20 protein-coding genes are annotated in these 15,946 nt (G+C 74.6%); 12 read left to right on the top strand and 8 right to left on the bottom strand.

Going from position 1 to position 15,946, the window contains the following annotated elements:
- Positions 1-70 precede the first annotated feature (70 nt).
- Positions 71-526, bottom strand: coding sequence for a limonene-1,2-epoxide hydrolase family protein (locus ACFPBZ_RS06520; protein WP_378035207.1), 456 nt, complete (start codon positions 524-526; stop codon positions 71-73).
- A gap of 202 nt (positions 527-728) precedes the next feature.
- Between ACFPBZ_RS06520 and ACFPBZ_RS06515 the strand changes: the two genes are divergently transcribed.
- Positions 729-1,139, top strand: a complete 411-nt coding sequence (locus tag ACFPBZ_RS06515) for an ATP-binding protein (RefSeq protein ID WP_378035206.1) — start codon at positions 729-731, stop codon at positions 1,137-1,139.
- Here the strand turns inward: ACFPBZ_RS06515 and ACFPBZ_RS06510 are convergent.
- A complete protein-coding gene (locus ACFPBZ_RS06510; protein WP_378035205.1) occupies positions 1,134-1,877 on the bottom strand; it encodes a GAF and ANTAR domain-containing protein in 744 nt (247 codons plus the stop codon). The two genes, ACFPBZ_RS06515 and ACFPBZ_RS06510, sit on opposite strands and share 6 nt — an antisense overlap.
- A gap of 364 nt (positions 1,878-2,241) precedes the next feature.
- On the opposite strand from ACFPBZ_RS06510, the gene ACFPBZ_RS06505 reads away from it, so the two are divergent.
- Positions 2,242-2,577, top strand: a complete 336-nt coding sequence (locus ACFPBZ_RS06505; RefSeq protein WP_378035204.1) for a hypothetical protein — start codon at positions 2,242-2,244, stop codon at positions 2,575-2,577.
- Between the two features lie 6 nt (positions 2,578-2,583).
- Here ACFPBZ_RS06505 and map read toward each other — a convergent pair whose 3' ends face one another.
- Positions 2,584-3,366 (bottom strand): type I methionyl aminopeptidase, encoded by a 783-nt coding sequence (map, locus tag ACFPBZ_RS06500; RefSeq protein ID WP_378035203.1) that lies wholly within the window; start codon positions 3,364-3,366, stop codon positions 2,584-2,586.
- A 50-nt stretch (positions 3,367-3,416) separates the two neighbouring features.
- Here map and ACFPBZ_RS06495 point away from each other — a divergent pair, with 50 nt between their 5' ends.
- Entirely contained in the window at positions 3,417-3,680 is a 264-nt protein-coding gene (locus ACFPBZ_RS06495) for a helix-turn-helix domain-containing protein (RefSeq protein WP_378035202.1), read from the top strand.
- 14 nt (positions 3,681-3,694) lie between these two features.
- Here the strand turns inward: ACFPBZ_RS06495 and ACFPBZ_RS06490 are convergent, their stop codons facing one another.
- Complete coding sequence (locus ACFPBZ_RS06490; RefSeq protein ID WP_378035201.1) at positions 3,695-4,549, bottom strand: GAF and ANTAR domain-containing protein; 855 nt, start codon at positions 4,547-4,549, stop codon at positions 3,695-3,697.
- Positions 4,550-4,684: 135 nt separating this feature from the next.
- Positions 4,685-5,503: an ANTAR domain-containing protein gene (locus tag ACFPBZ_RS06485; protein WP_378035200.1), complete on the bottom strand. Its 819-nt coding sequence runs from the start codon at positions 5,501-5,503 to the stop codon at positions 4,685-4,687.
- Positions 5,504-5,795: 292 nt separating this feature from the next.
- Here ACFPBZ_RS06485 and ACFPBZ_RS06480 point away from each other — a divergent pair, with 292 nt between their 5' ends.
- The 3 genes from ACFPBZ_RS06480 to ACFPBZ_RS06470 are packed head-to-tail and all read left to right on the top strand — an operon-like array spanning position 5,796 to position 6,977.
- Positions 5,796-6,278: a hypothetical protein gene (locus tag ACFPBZ_RS06480; RefSeq protein WP_378035199.1), complete on the top strand. Its 483-nt coding sequence runs from the start codon at positions 5,796-5,798 to the stop codon at positions 6,276-6,278.
- A complete protein-coding gene (locus ACFPBZ_RS06475; protein ID WP_378035198.1) occupies positions 6,268-6,837 on the top strand; it encodes a GAF domain-containing protein in 570 nt (189 codons plus the stop codon). The genes ACFPBZ_RS06480 and ACFPBZ_RS06475 overlap by 11 nt, the downstream gene beginning before the upstream one ends.
- Complete coding sequence (locus ACFPBZ_RS06470) at positions 6,816-6,977, top strand: hypothetical protein (RefSeq protein WP_378035197.1); 162 nt, start codon at positions 6,816-6,818, stop codon at positions 6,975-6,977. Before ACFPBZ_RS06475 ends, ACFPBZ_RS06470 begins: the two co-directional genes overlap by 22 nt.
- A gap of 9 nt (positions 6,978-6,986) precedes the next feature.
- On the opposite strand, the gene ACFPBZ_RS06465 is transcribed toward ACFPBZ_RS06470, so the two are convergent.
- Positions 6,987-7,808 carry an LLM class F420-dependent oxidoreductase gene (locus ACFPBZ_RS06465; protein WP_378035196.1) on the bottom strand — a complete coding sequence of 274 codons (822 nt, stop codon included), beginning with the start codon at positions 7,806-7,808 and terminating at the stop codon, positions 6,987-6,989.
- Positions 7,809-8,131: 323 nt separating this feature from the next.
- Here ACFPBZ_RS06465 and ACFPBZ_RS06460 point away from each other — a divergent pair, with 323 nt between their 5' ends.
- Positions 8,132-9,565 carry a collagen-like domain-containing protein gene (locus tag ACFPBZ_RS06460; protein WP_378035195.1) on the top strand — a complete coding sequence of 478 codons (1,434 nt, stop codon included), beginning with the start codon at positions 8,132-8,134 and terminating at the stop codon, positions 9,563-9,565.
- Between the two features lie 49 nt (positions 9,566-9,614).
- Here ACFPBZ_RS06460 and ACFPBZ_RS06455 read toward each other — a convergent pair whose 3' ends face one another.
- Positions 9,615-10,454 carry a helix-turn-helix transcriptional regulator gene (locus tag ACFPBZ_RS06455; RefSeq protein ID WP_378035194.1) on the bottom strand — a complete coding sequence of 280 codons (840 nt, stop codon included), beginning with the start codon at positions 10,452-10,454 and terminating at the stop codon, positions 9,615-9,617.
- A 177-nt stretch (positions 10,455-10,631) separates the two neighbouring features.
- On the opposite strand from ACFPBZ_RS06455, the gene ACFPBZ_RS06450 reads away from it, so the two are divergent.
- The gene (locus ACFPBZ_RS06450; protein ID WP_378035193.1) at positions 10,632-11,618 is read left to right on the top strand and encodes an SDR family oxidoreductase; all 987 of its coding nucleotides are present in this window, start codon (positions 10,632-10,634) and stop codon (positions 11,616-11,618) included.
- Here ACFPBZ_RS06450 and ACFPBZ_RS06445 read toward each other — a convergent pair.
- Complete coding sequence (locus ACFPBZ_RS06445) at positions 11,603-13,201, bottom strand: ABC-F family ATP-binding cassette domain-containing protein (protein ID WP_378035192.1); 1,599 nt, start codon at positions 13,199-13,201, stop codon at positions 11,603-11,605. The two genes, ACFPBZ_RS06450 and ACFPBZ_RS06445, sit on opposite strands and share 16 nt — an antisense overlap.
- Before the next feature lie 325 nt (positions 13,202-13,526).
- Between ACFPBZ_RS06445 and ACFPBZ_RS06440 the strand changes: the two genes are divergently transcribed.
- From ACFPBZ_RS06440 to ACFPBZ_RS06425, 4 genes are all read left to right on the top strand, one after another.
- Complete coding sequence (locus ACFPBZ_RS06440; protein ID WP_378035191.1) at positions 13,527-14,822, top strand: DUF222 domain-containing protein; 1,296 nt, start codon at positions 13,527-13,529, stop codon at positions 14,820-14,822.
- 169 nt (positions 14,823-14,991) lie between these two features.
- On the top strand, positions 14,992-15,282 hold the full coding sequence (locus tag ACFPBZ_RS06435) for a hypothetical protein (protein WP_378035190.1): 291 nt from the start codon (positions 14,992-14,994) through the stop codon (positions 15,280-15,282).
- 25 nt (positions 15,283-15,307) lie between these two features.
- On the top strand, positions 15,308-15,556 hold the full coding sequence (locus tag ACFPBZ_RS06430) for a hypothetical protein (protein WP_378035189.1): 249 nt from the start codon (positions 15,308-15,310) through the stop codon (positions 15,554-15,556).
- A gap of 28 nt (positions 15,557-15,584) precedes the next feature.
- Entirely contained in the window at positions 15,585-15,851 is a 267-nt protein-coding gene (locus ACFPBZ_RS06425) for a hypothetical protein (RefSeq protein WP_378035188.1), read from the top strand.
- Positions 15,852-15,946: the final 95 nt, after the last annotated feature.

Here is a 15,946-nt window from a genome sequence, read left to right as displayed (position 1 = left end):
TCCCCGGAGGGGCTTCAACTCTGCTTCGACGCTCCTCCCGGCCGGGACGCGGAGGGAGCTGCGGCCCCGGTCACCGGCGCGGCCTGCCGCGCAGCAGCGACCCGACCGCGCGGGTGACGCCGGAGACGAGCGCGCCCGTGGTGGCCGCCCAGTCGAAGTAGTCGCGCCACAGCGTGATGCGCCCGCCGTGCACCTCGAAGGTCCCGCACACCCAGAACGCCACCCGGACCCGGCCGACCACCATGACGTCGGTCCGCTCGGTCAGCACCACCGGGCCCGCCGCGGCCAGCCGGTGCGTGTGCACCTCGAAGCGCGACAGCGCGCGGGGCATCGAGCGCAGCAGCCGCAGGGTGGCGGCGCGCCCGTGGGCGGCCGGCAGCGAGACGTTCTCGTAGACGACGTCGGGATCGAGTAGCTCGCCGGCGGCGCGGACGTCGAACCGTTCGAGCGCGGTGAGGAAGGCGCGCACGGTGTCCGCGCTGCTCGGGGCGTCGGTCGCGGGGAGGACGTCGGCATGGTCGCTCATGGCGCTCCACCCTGCCCGTCCGGGCGACGGGCAGCAGCACGACCTGTGACCGACCCGGTCCGCGGTGGTCCGCCGCCGGAACGGGAGGTAAATTCGCGATCAATCCGCCCCAGACCCCGGTGGACCCCGTTCCTGTACACCAGCGGTGACGGTTCGCGGAGGTTCACGTGGTCGGGAGATCCCTGTGGTTACGGCTGTCCCGGTGACGGGCGACCCGACGGCGGTCGCGCCGGTCCGCTCGGTCCAGGCCGCGCGGACCGCGACGCGCGACGCCGTCTCGGGCCTGCGGCGGCTCCTCCGGACCTGGATCCGCGAGGACGGTCTGCACCCCGACCTCGCCGAGGACGTCGTCCTGGCCGTCGACGAGGCCGTCACCAACGTGGTGGAGCACGCCTATCCCGGGCAGTGCGGGGAGGTGCGCCTCCGGCTCGCCCGTTCCGCACCCGGCGAGCTCGAGGTGACGGTCGAGGACGACGGCACGTGGCGGCCGCCGCCCGAGGATCCGGGGTTCCGCGGACGGGGCGTGCAGCTCATCCACGGCCTCGCGGACCGCGCCCGGATCACGCACTCGCCGCGCGGCACGACGGTGTCCATGTGCTGGGACGCGTCATAGCGTCGCCGACGGGCCCTCCCCCCGCGCGGTGCCCGGCCCGGTGCTCTCGGTCAGCCACTGGGCGACCGCGGTGAGCTTGAGGTTCGTGTCCTGGGACGACTTCACCAGCATCTGGAACGCCGTGTCGTCGTCGACCCCGAACCGCTCCGAGAGGATGCCCTTGGCCCGCCCGATCAGGTCGCGGCTGTCCACCGCCTTCTGCAGGTGGCCGGCCTGGTTGACGCCGTAGAGCAGGATCGCGGCCTGGATGCCGAAGAGCCCGGCCAACGTGCGTGCGGTGGCGTCGAAGGCGTCGGGGCTCGTCGCGTAGAGGTTCAGCGCGGCCCGCACCCCGCCCTCCACCGAGAGGTGCGCCGACATCAGGCCCCGGTAGCCGGCCTCGACCACGACCGGCCCGAAGCGGGGCCAGCGGTCGCCGTCGGCCCCGGCGAGGTCCTGGGCGACCACCATGCCGCTCTCGGGCGGGTCCTCGATGGCCGTGATGCAGGGCCCCTCGTGCAGCTGGCTCTGCTTGTCGTCGAGCTCGCCGATGTCGTCGCTGGTCGGCTGGCGGGTCTGGACCTGCCCGCTCTCGACCATCGAGATGCTGCCCGCGTCGACCCCCGGGATGGTGTCGACCGCGGCGGCCACGATCTCGCCCAGCGTCTGTTCGAGGTCCCGGATGCTGCGGTGCCTCGCCAGCGTCGACGCGGCGGAGCGCAGGGCGATGACGAGCTGCTCGTCCTTGTCGACGTTCACGATGGGGCTCCCGTCCCGTGGTGGTGGATCGGGGCCGTGTGGTCGACCGACCGGCGACGATACCGAAGGAGCGGTTGCCGTGCGGTGCGGCACGATCCCGTCCCCGGCATGCCGAAGGCGTCGACCGAAGACGGGACCGGCCTCCGGCTGCGCTGCTGAACCGGACCTACGACGGTCGTGCCATCGCCCGGTCCGGCCAGCAACGCCCGCCGGCGCGTTCCGTGTGCCCGGGGCCGTGGCGCGCCGAAACGGCCACCCGTCACCGGGATCACGACGACCCGTCCGGGGCGTGGGAGCGCCCGCGGGGCGACGCGCCGCGCGGTCACGCTTGTGCCGTCCCGGGAAGCGCGGGAAAATTCGCGGCGTGACTCAGCACGCGACCAGGCTCGAGCTGGATGATCTCGGACTCGCCGCAGGGCTCCCCCGGCCCACCGGCGCCCACGACCGCGTCGAGGACGTCCCCTACCGCGCCGTCGAGTTCCGCGACGACGAACTCCCCGCGGCCCTGGAGCGGTGCGCGGCGTGGCTGCGGGAGGCCGAGAGCTGGCTGGGCGAGCCGCTCGACATCCTCGCCATCCACCTCGACTACGACAACACCCAGGGCTCGCCGTACTTCAACCTCAAGGCCCTGTGCAACGAGGAGGACCTGGCCGGCGCCCCGCTCGCCCGCCAGGACGGCGACACCCGCCAGACCGGCTGACCGGCCTCAGGCGGCCACCTCGTCGTCGCGCCGGGTGAGGACGAGCGGGCCCTCCTCGGTGACGGCGATCGTGTGCTCGCTGTGGGTGGTGCGCGACCCGTCGGCCGAGCGGATCGTCCAGCCGTCGGGGTCGTAGACGATCCGGTCGGTGGTGCGGGCGAACCACGGCTCGAGGGCGAGGGTGAGACCCGGGCGCAGGACGAGGCCGCGCCCGGGCCGCCCGTCGTTCGACACGTGCGGGTCCTCGTGCATCGTGCGCCCGAGGCCGTGGCCGCCGAACTCGAGGTTCACCGGGTAGCCGTGCCGCGCCGCGACGGCGCCGATCGCCGCGGAGACGTCGCCGAGGCGCTGCCCGGGCTGCGCCGCCGCCACGGCCGCCGCGAGGGCCTCCTCGCTCGCCCGCACGAGCCGCACGTCCTCCTCCGCCGGTTCGCCGACGATCACGGTCAGCGCGGAGTCGGCGACCCAGCCGTCGATGCCCAGCGCGAGGTCCATGCTCAGCACGTCGCCGCTGCGCAGCACGTAGTCGTGCGGGAGGCCGTGCAGCACCGCGTCGTTCACCGAGAGGCAGACGACGTTGCGGAACGGGCCCCGGCCGAAGGACGGCGAGTAGTCCCAGTAGCAGGACTCGGCGCCCCGCTCCGTGATCATCGCGCGGGCGTGGCGCTCGAGGTCGAGCAGGTTGACGCCCACCTCGGCGCGCCCGGCGAGCTCGGTGAGCACCGCGGCGACGAAGCGCCCCGCGACGTGCATCCTGTCGATCTCGGACCGGGTCTTGAGCTCGATCATCGCGCACCACCTGAGAACGGGATAACTATCCCGGTATTACTATCACGCCCATGGTGCGTCTGCCGCTGACCCCCGAGGACCACGAGCGGGGCCAGAAGCTCGGCGAGCTCCTGCGCCGGGCCCGGGGCGAGCGCAGCATGACCTCGGTGGCCGCCGCGGTCGGGATGTCCCCCGAGACGCTCCGCAAGATCGAGAGCGGCCGGGTGCCGACGCCGGCGTTCTTCACCGTCGCCGCCCTGTGCAGCGAGCTCGGGGTCTCCCTGGACGACCTCACGGACCGGTGCGCGCCGGCCGCGTCGAGACGCAGCGCCTGACGCTCCGGCGTGGGTCAACCGGCGCCCGTCCCGGTCGCGCCGGGGCGCAGGATCGCGGCCGGGACCGTCCGCCCGTCCACCACGGCCCGGCAGAGCGGGACGAGGCGGCTGTCGTGGCTCCGGGCGTACCGGCGCAGCGCCACGAGGGCGGCGTCGGGACCCACGGCACCGTGCGCGGCCAGGACGCCGGTCGCCTGGTCGACGACCCTCCGCTCCTCGAGAGCGAGCGTGAGGGCGTCGGCGACCGCGCCGGCCCGACCGGCGGCCCGCTGGTGCAGCAGCCCGACCGTCGTCGCGTCGGCCAGGGACTGGGCCAGACGCAGGTCGGTGGCGTCGAGCAGGTGCGGCTCGGCGTGGTGCAGGGTCAGCGCGCCGACGGTCTCCTCCCGCAGGCGCATCGGCAGGGCGTGCACCGCCCGGAACCCCACCTCGCCTGCAGTGGTCGCGACCCGGGGCCACCGGTGGCGCCCGGGGACGGTGGTGAGGTCCGCGACGGAGACGGCCCGCCCGGTCGCCACGCAGTCGACCCCCGGACCGGACGCGAGCTCCACCGCGAACGACTCGAACCAGCGCGCCCGCTGCGAGGACGCGGCCGCCACCGTCAACCCGCGGGGACCGGTCGGGCCGTCGCGGTAGGCGTCGGCGAGCACCACCGCCGCGGCGGTCACGTCGAGCAGCTCGACCGCCTGCTCGACGAGCATCGACATCAGTTCGGGCACGTCGCAGCCCGAGACCAGGCCGTCGGTCACGGCGGTGAACGTCTCCACCAGGCGCCGTTCGCGGACCCCCGCGGCCACCTCGGGCGGGGGTGGCGGTGGCCCGACGCGCGGGGCGGCGGCGGTGGGCGCGGGGCCCGTCGGTGGCTGCATCGGAACCTCACGGCCGGAGAGCGCGGGGCGCCGGGGCCGGGGCACCACATCGATGCACCACATCGACGACACCCTCAGTGTAGCCGCGCTCACACCGCCTCGACGCCGTTCCGCACACCGGCCGTCGTCCCGCGGTCACCCCCCGTCGTCGTCGTCGAGGACGGTGCCCGCGTCGACGCCACCCTCCACGACCCGGCGGGCGAGGTCGGTCAGGTGCTCGCCACTCCTGCGGGCATGACGGCGGAGCAGGACGAAGGCGTCGTCGGGAGATCCTCCGGTGCGGGCGGCCAGCACCCCCTTGGCCTGCTCGATGACGACCCGACTCGCGAGGGCGCCCTCGAGGTGTCCGACGACGGCCTCGGCGCGGCGGAGGGCACGATGGTGGAGCAGCCCGATGGTGGCGGCGTCGGCGAGGGCCTGCCCGAGCCGGGCCTCCGGCCCGGCGAGCACGCCGGGCTCGGTGTCCAGCAGCGTGAGCACCCCGAGGGTGTCCTCCCGCAGGCGCAGGGGGACGGCGTGCACGGCACGGAACCCGACCTCACGGGCCTTCGCACAGAAGTCGGGCCACCGTCGTTCGACCGCGAGGTCCTCGCTGACGACCGGCTCCCCCGTGCGCAGACAGTCGATGCACGGACCGACCGCCACCGTCGCGGCCATCGTCTCGAGCAGCCGGCTGCGCTCCGAGGAGGCCGCGGCCACGGACAGCCGGACCGGGTCGTCGCCGGCACGGCTGCCACCGTCGATAAGGAGGATGCCCGCGTCCGCGACCCCGAGCAGTTCCACCGAGCGATCGCAGAGCATCGTCAGCATCTCGAGGGCGTCGAAGTCGCGCACCAGGGTGTCCGTCAGCGACACGAAGGTCTCGACCAGCCGCTGCTCCCGGACCATGACCGTGTAGATCGGGGTGCCGCCGGGCCGGTCGACCGGCGCTCGGGTCGGTTCCTCGTTCGGCACAGACGCCTCCCGCAGGAGGACGCTCCGTAGGGCGGAGCATCCGGTCGGGTGAGACGTCGGGTCCGGGACGCCGTGGGGTGCGGCAGCGTATCGGACGGTCGGTCACGAAGGGCACACGGTGGCCGTCGCCCCGCTCCGGGGAACCCCTGTCCCGGACCTCCCGCGCGAGTTGCCGGACGGATACCCCGCGCCTACCGTCGATCGTGAACGGGCCGTCACGCAGCCGGCCGGTGCCAGCTTCACCCCGGACCTCGGTGAGCGTCGATCGACCGCACCGAGAGGACCCGTCGTCATGTCGTGGCGCCGTCTGAGAACCGCCCTGCTCCTCGCCCCACCCCTGGGACTGGCGGCCCTCGGCCTGCTGTTCCTCCTCGCCAACGCCCTCCTCCCCATGGTGCTGGTGCTGGCGGGCATCGGAGCCGTGACCGGGACGGCCATGGTGTCCTCGGCCGGAGGGGCGGCGCTCGGTCTCCCGACGACCGTCCGGCCCCGGTTCGGGTCCTCTCCCGGTGGGCGCTGGTCCCCCGTGCCGGGCGCGTCGGCGGCGGAGGCCCGCCGCCACGGCCTGCGCACGGGCGGGTTCGCCGCGCTCTGGACGGCCGGGACCGTGCTCGTGGTGTCCGGGCTGGTGGCGGTCGCCGGCGCCGCGACCGTCCCGCTGCTCGTGGTCGTCGGCATCATCGCCGCGGGAGTGTTCTGGAGCCGCCGCGGGTGGTTCGAGGACGGCACCCCGGACGAGGTCGGCGAGCAGGGGCCGGCCGGTCGTGCGACCTAGACGGCACCCGGCCCCGCCCCGCTCCCGGCCCGACCGCCGGTACCCCGACCCGCTGTTCGCGGCCCTGGTCCTGCGGTGCGTGGCCGACCTGGACACGGCGGCGGCCGGGGTGCTGCTGGCCGAGGTCGGCGGCCGGCTCCGCGTGGCCGCCTCGTCCTCCCCGCAGGGCCGTGCCCTCGAGATGTTCGCCGCCGTGCTGTGCACCGGGCCCGCGGTCGACGCGCTGTCCACGGGCGCCCAGGTGCGCTGCCCGGACGTCGACCTGGACACGGCGCACTGGCCCGGGTACGCCGCGGCGGCCCGGGCGGCCGGGTTCCGCGCGGTGCACGCCGTGCCCCTGCGGCACGGCGGGGTGGTGCTCGGTGCCCTGAGCCTGCTCGACACCCGGCCGCAGACCCTCGGGGACGACCACCGGGACCTCGCGCAGCGCTACGCCGACGACGCCGCGGCCACGTGGCACCACACGTCCGGGCGACCCCGCCCGGAGCATCGTCCCCGGTGGGAACCCCGACCCACCACGACCGTAGGAGAACCACCGTGCTGCTCAGGATCATCGTGATCGCGCTCGTCGTCTGGGTCGTGCTCGCCGTCATCGGCTTCGTCGTGAAGGGCCTGCTCTGGCTCGCGTTCGTCGCGCTCGCCCTCTTCGTGGTGACGGCCGTCGTCGGCGCCGTGCGACGTCGGAGCCACACCGTGTGACGGCCGCGGTCAGCGGACCCAGCGCGCCGCGATCTCGTCGAGCCGGGTCAGCACCTCGCGTTCGGGACCGGGGTCGACCCAGAACGCGACCCGCTCCACCCCCACCTCGTCGAACCCGGTGACGTCGAGGTCGTCGGGGTCGGCACCGAAGGCGGTGAAGGGCACGTCGGGACGGCCCTCGTCGGCGAGCCAGGACCGGACCCGCCGGAAGGTCCCGAGGTCGAACCGGTCGCGCAGCCACGCGTCCCCGTGGTCGCGCAGGCGCCGCAGGGCGGCGTCGCTCTCGCCACCGACGTAGACCGGCGGGTGCGGGGCCTGCACGGGCTTGGGCCAGCAGTACATCGGGTCGAAGTCGACGTACTCGCCGTGGAACTCGGCGAGCTCCGAGGTCCAGATGCGGGCCATCGCCGCGAGCTTCTCGTCGAGGACCCTCCCCCGCTTCCGCGGGTCGACGCCGTGGTCGCGGACCTCCTCGCGGTTCCACCCGACCCCCACGCCGAACAGCGCGCGCCCGCCGGAGACCAGGTCGAGGCTCGCCACCTGCTTCGCGGTGTGGATGACGTCGCGCTCGGCGGGCAGCGCGACGCCGGTCCCGAGGAGCAGCCGGGACGTCGTCGCGGCCACCACCGAGAGCGTCACGAAGACGTCGACGGTCCGGTAGAAGTGCCGCGGCAGGTCCCCGCCGCCGGGCGCCGGGCTCTCCCGGCTCGCCGGGATGTGCGAGTGCTCGGGGACGAACAGCGAGTCGAAGCCCCGCTCCTCGAGGGCCGGGCCCAGCACCGCCGGGGCGATGGTCTCGTCGGTGGCGAACAGGACGACGCCGTACTTCACACCCGGGATGGTCGCGCGCCACCGAGGTCGGCGCCAGGGCGCGGGCGACCGCCGTCACTCGGAAAGACTGTTGCCCCACCGTCGCGCTGGGCAACCGAAGGGAGTGTCGGCGGCCCCTCGTGGCCCGGCGACATCCGTGCAGTCGGTTCAGCAGGAGCGTTCACACCAGACGTGCTCCAGCCGTGGCGATCCCTCGCGAACACCGCCGCCGGGCCTCCCGGGCCCGACCCCGGAACGCCACCACCCCTCCCGGCGATGCACCCCTCCACCATTCGGCCGCGCCCTCCGGCGACGGCTGCCCCCCTCCTGTCCGAGGAGTCCTCTTGGCAGAGAACGACAAGACCGGCACCACATCCACCAATACGCCGAAACGCGCAGCGAAGCGCGACGAGCCGACCGTCGCGCGCACCACGCCGCGTGCCGCGGTCGCCGCGACCGACGAGCCCACCCCGCAGCGCACCCGCCCGCAGGCCGCGGCGACCACCGAGGCGCCGACGAGCCGGCCGGGGCCGCAGGGCCCGGTGGGCGAGAAGGGCCCGCCCGGCGACAAGGGCCCGACCGGCGACCCGGGCCGCGACGGCACCGATGGCACCGACGGCTCGACCGGCGACAAGGGCCCGACCGGCGACGCGGGCAGGGACGGCGCGAACGGCACCGACGGCTCGGACGGCGACCAGGGCCCGACGGGTCTGCGCGGCGAGCAGGGTCTGCGCGGCGAGCAGGGCCTGCAGGGCCCGGTCGGCGAGCAGGGCGACGATGGCGAGGACGGCTACCGCGGTGAGCAGGGCGAGGCCGGCCCGAAGGGACCCCAGGGCGACCAGGGCCTCCTCGGCGCGCAGGGCGTGCAGGGCGAGCAGGGCCTGACCGGCGAGCAGGGCAGCGACGGCCACCCCGGCCCGCAGGGCGAGCGCGGCGAGAAGGGTGAGCTGGGCGACAAGGGCTCGCGCGGCGACATCGGCCCGCACGGCCCGATGGGCGAGCAGGGACTGCGCGGCGAGCAGGGCTTCCCGGGCGAGCAGGGTCCCGAGGGCGAGCAGGGTGTCCACGGCTACCCCGGCGTCCAGGGCGCGCCCGGTGAGCAGGGCGTGCAGGGCATCGAGGGCGAGCAGGGCCTCGACGGGGAGCAGGGTCTCCGCGGCGAGCAGGGCATCGAGGGCGAGCAGGGCGTCGAGGGCGAGCAGGGCCTGACCGGCGAGCAGGGACGGCCGGGGCCGCAGGGCCTCGTCGGACCGCGCGGCGAGCAGGGCCCGCTGGGCGGACCCGGCCCCGCGGGGCCGCAGGGCAGCCCGGGACCGCAGGGCGAGGCCGGCCCGGTCGGTGCCCCCGGACCCCAGGGCGCTCCCGGCGAGCCCGGACCGGCCGGACCCCAGGGCCCGGCAGGCCCGCAGGGCGCTCCCGGCCCGGCGGGTCCCCCCGGACCCGCAGGTGCACCGGGCCCGCAGGGCGCCCCCGGCCCCGAGGGCCGGCAGGGTTGGGCCCCGGAGTCGAACGGGACCTCGAACGGGACGTCGGACGCACCGCGGCAGCGGGCGTCGTCGAACCGGGTGCAGTCCAACGCCGACCGGGTCGGCACGGCCCCGTCGAACGGGCGGAACGGGCACGAGTCCCACGACTCCCACGACGCCGAGGAGCAGGCACCCCTGACCGCCACCGGCGCGATCGGGACGGTCGTCGGCCTCCCGGTGCAGGTGGCGAGCTCGATGGTGCGGTTTGCCGTGGGCGCGCTGTCCACGGTCGTCCGGGGCGGCCGCTCCTGATCCACGCGACGGCGGGGGCCCGACCGGCCCCTGCCGTCGTCGGGACCTCTCAACGCAGGGCGCCGGCCCCCAGGACCGAGAGCAGCTGGAGCTTCTCGTAGCTCTCGCTGCCGGGCACGGCGGTGTAGACGAACAGCAGGTGCGACTGACCGGGGTCGACCAGCGTCTGGCAGTTCAGCTCGAGCGGGCCGACCTCGGGGTGCACGAACCGCTTCACGTCGTGGACGCGGAGACCGACCTCGTGGAGCTCCCACAGGGTCCGGAACTCCTCGCTCGACTCCAGCAGGAGATTCGCGAGGTGGGCCGCGCGCGACCCCGGACCGCGGAGCGTGACGAGCCCCCGCAGCCCCGAGGCGTAGAGCCGCGAGAGGTACGGGTGCTCCGCGGGCTCGTAGATCGCACGGGAGGCGGGGTCGGCGAACCACCGGTAGCCCCGGCTGCGCGACGGCCCTGTGTAGGCGGTGGCGTCGCCGACGAGCGCGCGCCCCAGCGGGGACTGACGCAGCGTCTCGCCGAGCTCCGTGACGATCTCCGCGGGCGTGTCGTCGAGGCGGTCGAGGATGCGCAGCATGCCGGGGCTGATGTGCTCGCCGCCGTCCCCGCGGACCGGGGGCTGCTGGCCCGCGAGCCGGAAGAGATGGTCGCGCTCCTCGATCGAGAGGTGCAGACCCTGCGCGATCGACGCCAGCATCTGCGGGGACGGGTGCGGCCCGCGCTCCCGCTCGAGCCGCGAGTAGTAGTCGGTCGACATGTGGCAGAGCGCCGCCACCTCCTCGCGGCGCAGCCCGTCGGTGCGACGGCGCTGCCCGCGCGGGAGCCCGACGTCCTCGGGCTGCAGCGCCCCCCGGCGATTCCGCAGGAACTCGGCCAGGCCGGCTCGATCGATCACGTCGTGCTCCCGTCGGTCGGTACGCCCCCGTCCTACCGTCCGGGCCGATCACGAGCCACGGTCCGCCGGTCCCCCCATCGCGCAGCCACGGATCGACGGGCCGTGGCTGACCGGCCCCGCAGGGACCACCGTCGGTGGCACACCGAGTGATCCACCGACGAACCCCGGAGTCCTCCCATGGCACGCACCCGTCCCGACCTCACCCTCCCCGACCTCTCGGGGAGGCGCGCCGTCGTCACCGGAGCCAGTGACGGCATCGGTCTCGGCATCGCGACCCGGCTCGCCGCCGCGGGCGCCGAGGTCGTCCTCCCCGTGCGCAACCAGCGCAAGGGCGAGACCGCGATCGCCCACATCCACGACCAGGCGCCCGCCGCGACGGTCTCGCTCCGCGCGCTCGACCTGTCCTCGCTCGGCTCCGTCGCCGCCCTCGGCGCGACCCTGCGCGAGGAGAACCGCCCGATCCACCTCCTGATCGACAACGCCGGGGTCATGACGCCCCCTGAGCGCCAGACCACCGCGGACGGGTTCGAGCTCCAGTGGGGCACCAACCACCTCGGCCACGTCGCCCTCGTCGCGCACCTGCTGCCGCTGCTGCGCGCCGGCCGCGCCCGGGTCGTCTCCCAGCTCAGCGTCGCCGCGAACTCGGGGCAGATGAACTGGGACGACCTGAACTGGGAGCGCTCCTACTCCGGCATGGGGGCCTACAGCCAGTCGAAGATCGCGTTCGGGCTCTTCGGCCTCGAGCTCGCCCGGCGCAGCCGCGCCGGCGGCTGGGGCATCACCAGCGCCCTCTCGCACCCGGGGGTCGCGCCGACGAGCCTGCTCGCCCCGCGCCCCGAGGTCGGGCGCGAGCGGCAGACCCGGGGCCGGGGGCTCATCGGCGCCCTGTCGGCCCGCGGGCTCGTCGTCGGCACCCCCGACAGCGCCGCGCTCCCGGCCCTGCTCGCGGCGACGGCCCCCGACGCCGGCGGCCGGTTCTACGGCCCGGGCGGGCTCGGGCACCTGGGCGGCGCCCCCGCGGAGCAGAAGCTCTACTCGCGCCTGCGCAGCGAGGAGTTCGCCCAGCGCGTCTGGCACGTCTCCCAGGAGCTGACGGGGGTCTCCTTCCCCCCGACCGACGAGCTCGCGGGGCGATCGGGGGCGATGCGTCACCGCACGGCATGAGCGCCGCCCGGGACCTGGGGGTCGCTGCCGACCCCCAGGTCCAGCCGGGGCCAGTCCGCGAGGTCGGCGAGCAGCTGCCGGTCGTGCGTGGCGACGACGACGGCCGCCGGGGTCACCCGCAGAGCCGCCGTGAGCTCGTCGACCAGCCCGGCCGACAGGTGGTTGGTCGGCTCGTCGAGCACGAGCAGCTCCGGACGCGCCGCGAGGACCAGGGCCAGGTGCAGGCGTCGACGCTGGCCCTGCGACAACCGGTCCACCGCCGTGCGTCGCGCCTCCGCGTCGAGCAGGCCGGTCGCCGACAGCGGCACCGCGTCGGGACCGGCCCGGTGCTCGTAGAGCCGGGCGGCCGGCACGCCGCACGGCCACGCCGGGGCCTCCTGCGCGAGGAACCCGACCCGACCGCGCGTCCGCACCACCCCCGTCGTCGGGACCTCCTCCCCCGCCACCAGGGCGAGCAGGGTCGACTTTCCCGCGCCGTTCGGGCCGGTGACCAGCAGGCGGTCGCCCCCGGCGAGCCGACGCGTGACCGACCGGCGGAGTCGGCCGGGCAGTGCCGCGCCCTCGAGGTCGACGACGGTTCCCGACGACGAGGGCAGCGCCGGCCACCGCAGGGACGGCGGCGGTTCGGGGACGTCGACGCGATGGGCCTCGAGCGCCTCCTGGTGCCGGCGCAGGGACTGCACCGCCCCGGGGGCGCGCGACTGGCGCTGGTGCTTCCCCGTCCCCTTGTCCGGACGCCACCCGGTGCTCAGGCGGGTCTGCGCCTGCTCGACCGCCTCGGCGAGGCGTCGGTGCTCGACCTGCTGGTCGGCGTGTTCGGCCTCCCACCGCTCGCGGGCGCGCCGCCGGGCGGTCCGCCATTCCTCGTAGCCGCCGGCCGCGGTGAGCGGGCGGCCGTCGCGGGTGGGGTCGAGGTCGACGAACTCGTCGACGACCGCGCGGAGCAGCGCCCGGTCGTGGCTGACCAGTGCGAAGGCCCCGTCCCGCTCGCGGAGCCGGTCGGTGAGGAACGCGAGACCGTCCGCGTCGAGGTGGTTGGTGGGTTCGTCGAGCAGCAGGACGTCGTGCCGGGCCCCGAGCAGGCAGGCGAGGCGGACGCGGTAGCGCTGCCCGACCGAGAGCGTGACGAGCGGGCGCTCCCGGTCGGTGCAGGCGCCCAGGGCGTCCAGGGCGAGGTCGACGCGCCGCTCCGCGTCCCAGGCGTCGAGACGGACCGCGCGGTCGAGGGCGTCGGCGTAGCGGTCCTCGTCGAAGGGGATCGTGGCGCTCGCGAGGTCCGCCAGGGCCGCACGGGCCGGCCCGACCGCCTCGTCGGTGAGGGTGCCGACCGTGGAGGAGGCCGTCGGGTCGAGGGCCTGCTCCGCGAGGCCGACGGTGCCGCTGCGCGTCACGCTGCCTCCGTCGGGGACCAGGCGACCGGCGAGGACGTGCAGGAGGGTGGTCTTGCCGCGACCGTTCTCCCCGACGACGGCGAGACGCGAGCGCGCCGAGACCGTGAGGGACACGTCGTCGAGGACGCGCCGGCCCCCGAGGGTGACGGTGACGTGGTCGGCGCGCAGGTGGGTGGGACGGGTGGTGTGCACCAGGGGCTCCGCGAGGTTCTCGGATCGGAGCCGGGCAGCACGAGGGGCCGCCCGGCGGAGGCCGGGACGGCGGAGCTGGATCGAGAGGGCCGCCGCCGTCAGCGGCGGCTGCGGAGCCTCATCGCCTGGATCGACACCCCGGGCACGCTAGCGACGGGTCGGTCGTCCGGCAGCTCATTTCTCGGGGCTCCGGGTGTCAGCGATGGCACGTCGCTGACGTCGGATGTCAGCGATGTGCCATCGCGGACATGCCGTCCCGACGACGGCCGCCGCCGGCCTGCTCGTTCCGACCGTGACTGTCGGAGGGTCCCGCTATCCTTCGAACATGCGTTCGAACGGTGCGGTGGGTGAGGCGGCCAGCGACGAGCTGACCGCTCTCCTCGCGCGCCTCGGCGAACTCGCCGACCTCCCCACCGACCCGATTGCTGACGGCGGCGTCGCCCTCGTCGACCAGATCGCCACCCTGGAACGCCTCCGCGGCGCCGTCGCCGCCGCCCAGCACACCGCCATGGTCACCTTCGCCCGCAGCCAGGTCGAACTCCAGGCCGCCCAGGTCGCCGCCGGACAACTGGACCCGCGCGCGGTGGGGCGAGGTATCGGTGACCAGATCGGATTGGCCGCGCACGTCTCTCCCCACGTCGGGTCCCGCCGGTTGGGGGTCGCGCGGGTGCTGGCCGAGGACCTGCCTGCGGTCCGGGGGTTGTTGGTGGCGGGGCGGATCAGCGAACAGCTCGCCGAACACGTCGTCGCCCAGACCAGCCACCTCGAACCCGAACAGCGCCGCCTGGTCGACAAACAGCTCGCCGGGGCCGGGCTCGAGGACCAGGGGCGCCGGGAGGCCGAGGAGACGGTCAAGAAGACCGCCTACGAGGTCGACCGCGCCGGATACGTGAACCGTGGGCGGACCGCCCGCAAAGACCGCCGCGTCACCCTGCGCCCCGCCCCGGACACCATGAGCGTGCTGTCCGGGCTGCTTCCCGTCGAGCAGGGCGTCGCGTGCATCGCCGCGCTGCGCCAGCACGCCGACTCCCTGATCGCCACCGGTGAGGCCGGGGACCGGACCCGGGACCAGATCGTCGCCGACACCCTCGTCGAACGGATCACCGGCCAGAAGACCGCGACCGACGTGACCGTCGAGCTGGAGATCGTCCTGCCGATCGACGCCCTGCTCGACCCCGACAGCGACACCCCGGGCGAGCTGGTCGGGCACGGGCCGCTCCCGGGCGACATCATCGCCGACATCCTGGCCACCACCACCGCCAAGACGTGGTGGCGGCGGCTGTTCGCCCACCCCAAGACCGGGTGCATCGTCGGCGGCGAGTCCAAGCAACGGTTCTTCGACGGGCTCCTCGCCAAGCTGATCGACATCCGGGACCACGGACGCTGCCGGGAGCCCTACTGCGACGCCCCCATCCGGCACCGCGACCACATCCGCCCCCGCCGCGCCGGCGGACCGACCAGCCTCTCCGGCGGCCGCGGGAACTGCGTGCGCCACAACAACACCAAGGAGATGCCCGGCTGGCACCACCGGGTGATCCACGACGGACTCGGCGACCACCCCCACACCGTCGAGGCCACCACCCCCACCGGACACACCTACACCAGCCGCGCCGGACCATGACCCGCTGCGGTCCTGTTCGGCCGGTCGCAAACCCAGGTCGTCGGGCCGAAATTCGAGGAATTCCTACGCTTGGATCGTCGACACACGGTCTATCCCGTGGCATCGCAGGATGCACCGGGTCGATTCCACGGCCGGTGCCCCGAACTCCACACTCCAGGGAGGCCATTCGATGGCCGATGTCCAGGACAATTTCGCGGTACGCCAGGTCACCGACGTGCACTCCAACTGGAGCGCGCAGGGCGACGGCAACGAGGGCAAGTTCTCGTTCCAGCTCATCCTCGACGACGGCGCCGCCGAGGCGGTCATCCGGCCGCCGGCCGAGGACAGCTTCGTGGTGCTGCAGCTGCTCGCCCTGACCAAGGACCTCTTCTTCGACAGCGAGAACCGGGTCCTGATCTTCGGGCGGGTCGCCTTCAACGCCCCGCAGGCCGCCGCCGCGGCCGCCGCAGCCAGCCGCTGACCAGCGAGATCTCCCGAGGAGCAGCATGACCAGCACCGAGCAGAACCCCGTCGCCGTCCGTCAGGTCACCGACCTGCACGCCAACTGGAGCGAGCAGGGCGACGGCGAGAGCGGCAAGTTCTCCCTGCAGCTCATCCTCGACGACGGTGCGGCCGAGGCCGTCATCCGGCCGTCCGCCGAGGCGACCAAGACACTGGTGGCGCAGTTCGTCGCCGGCCGGAGCTTCTACTGGGACACCCAGCGTGAGGTTCTCCTGCTGCGCGGATTGAAGTAGTCGTGCAGCCCTCTGACGAGGAATCGACATGACCACCGCGGAAACACTTCCGGTCCGTCAGATCACGCAGTTGCACGCCCGCTGGCAGGACAATGGCGACGGCGTGCCCGGCACTTTCCAGTTGTCGGTCCTGTTGGACGACGGCGCCCAGGAAGTGGTGGCCGTCGCGGACGTCCGTGACATTGAGGCCCTCCTCCCGCTGTTGACGGGCGGCGCCGAGAGTGCCGTCCTCGACCTGGAGCGTGGAGCCGTGATCATCGGAGGCGTCGGCCTCCCGATCCGCCGGCGCACCTGACCCCGCACCACCCGCACGAAGCGAACGGGCCGATGGGAGACCATCGGCCCGTTCGTCACGTCCACGGCCTCTGCGGGGCGAGGAAACAGGTCCCG

The organism is Actinomycetospora atypica (assembly GCF_042653685.1).
GTDB classification, from domain to species: Bacteria; Actinomycetota; Actinomycetes; order Mycobacteriales; family Pseudonocardiaceae; genus Actinomycetospora; species Actinomycetospora atypica.
Note: the sequence above shows the minus strand (reverse complement) of the source record. Positions and strands in the feature narration are given on the sequence as shown.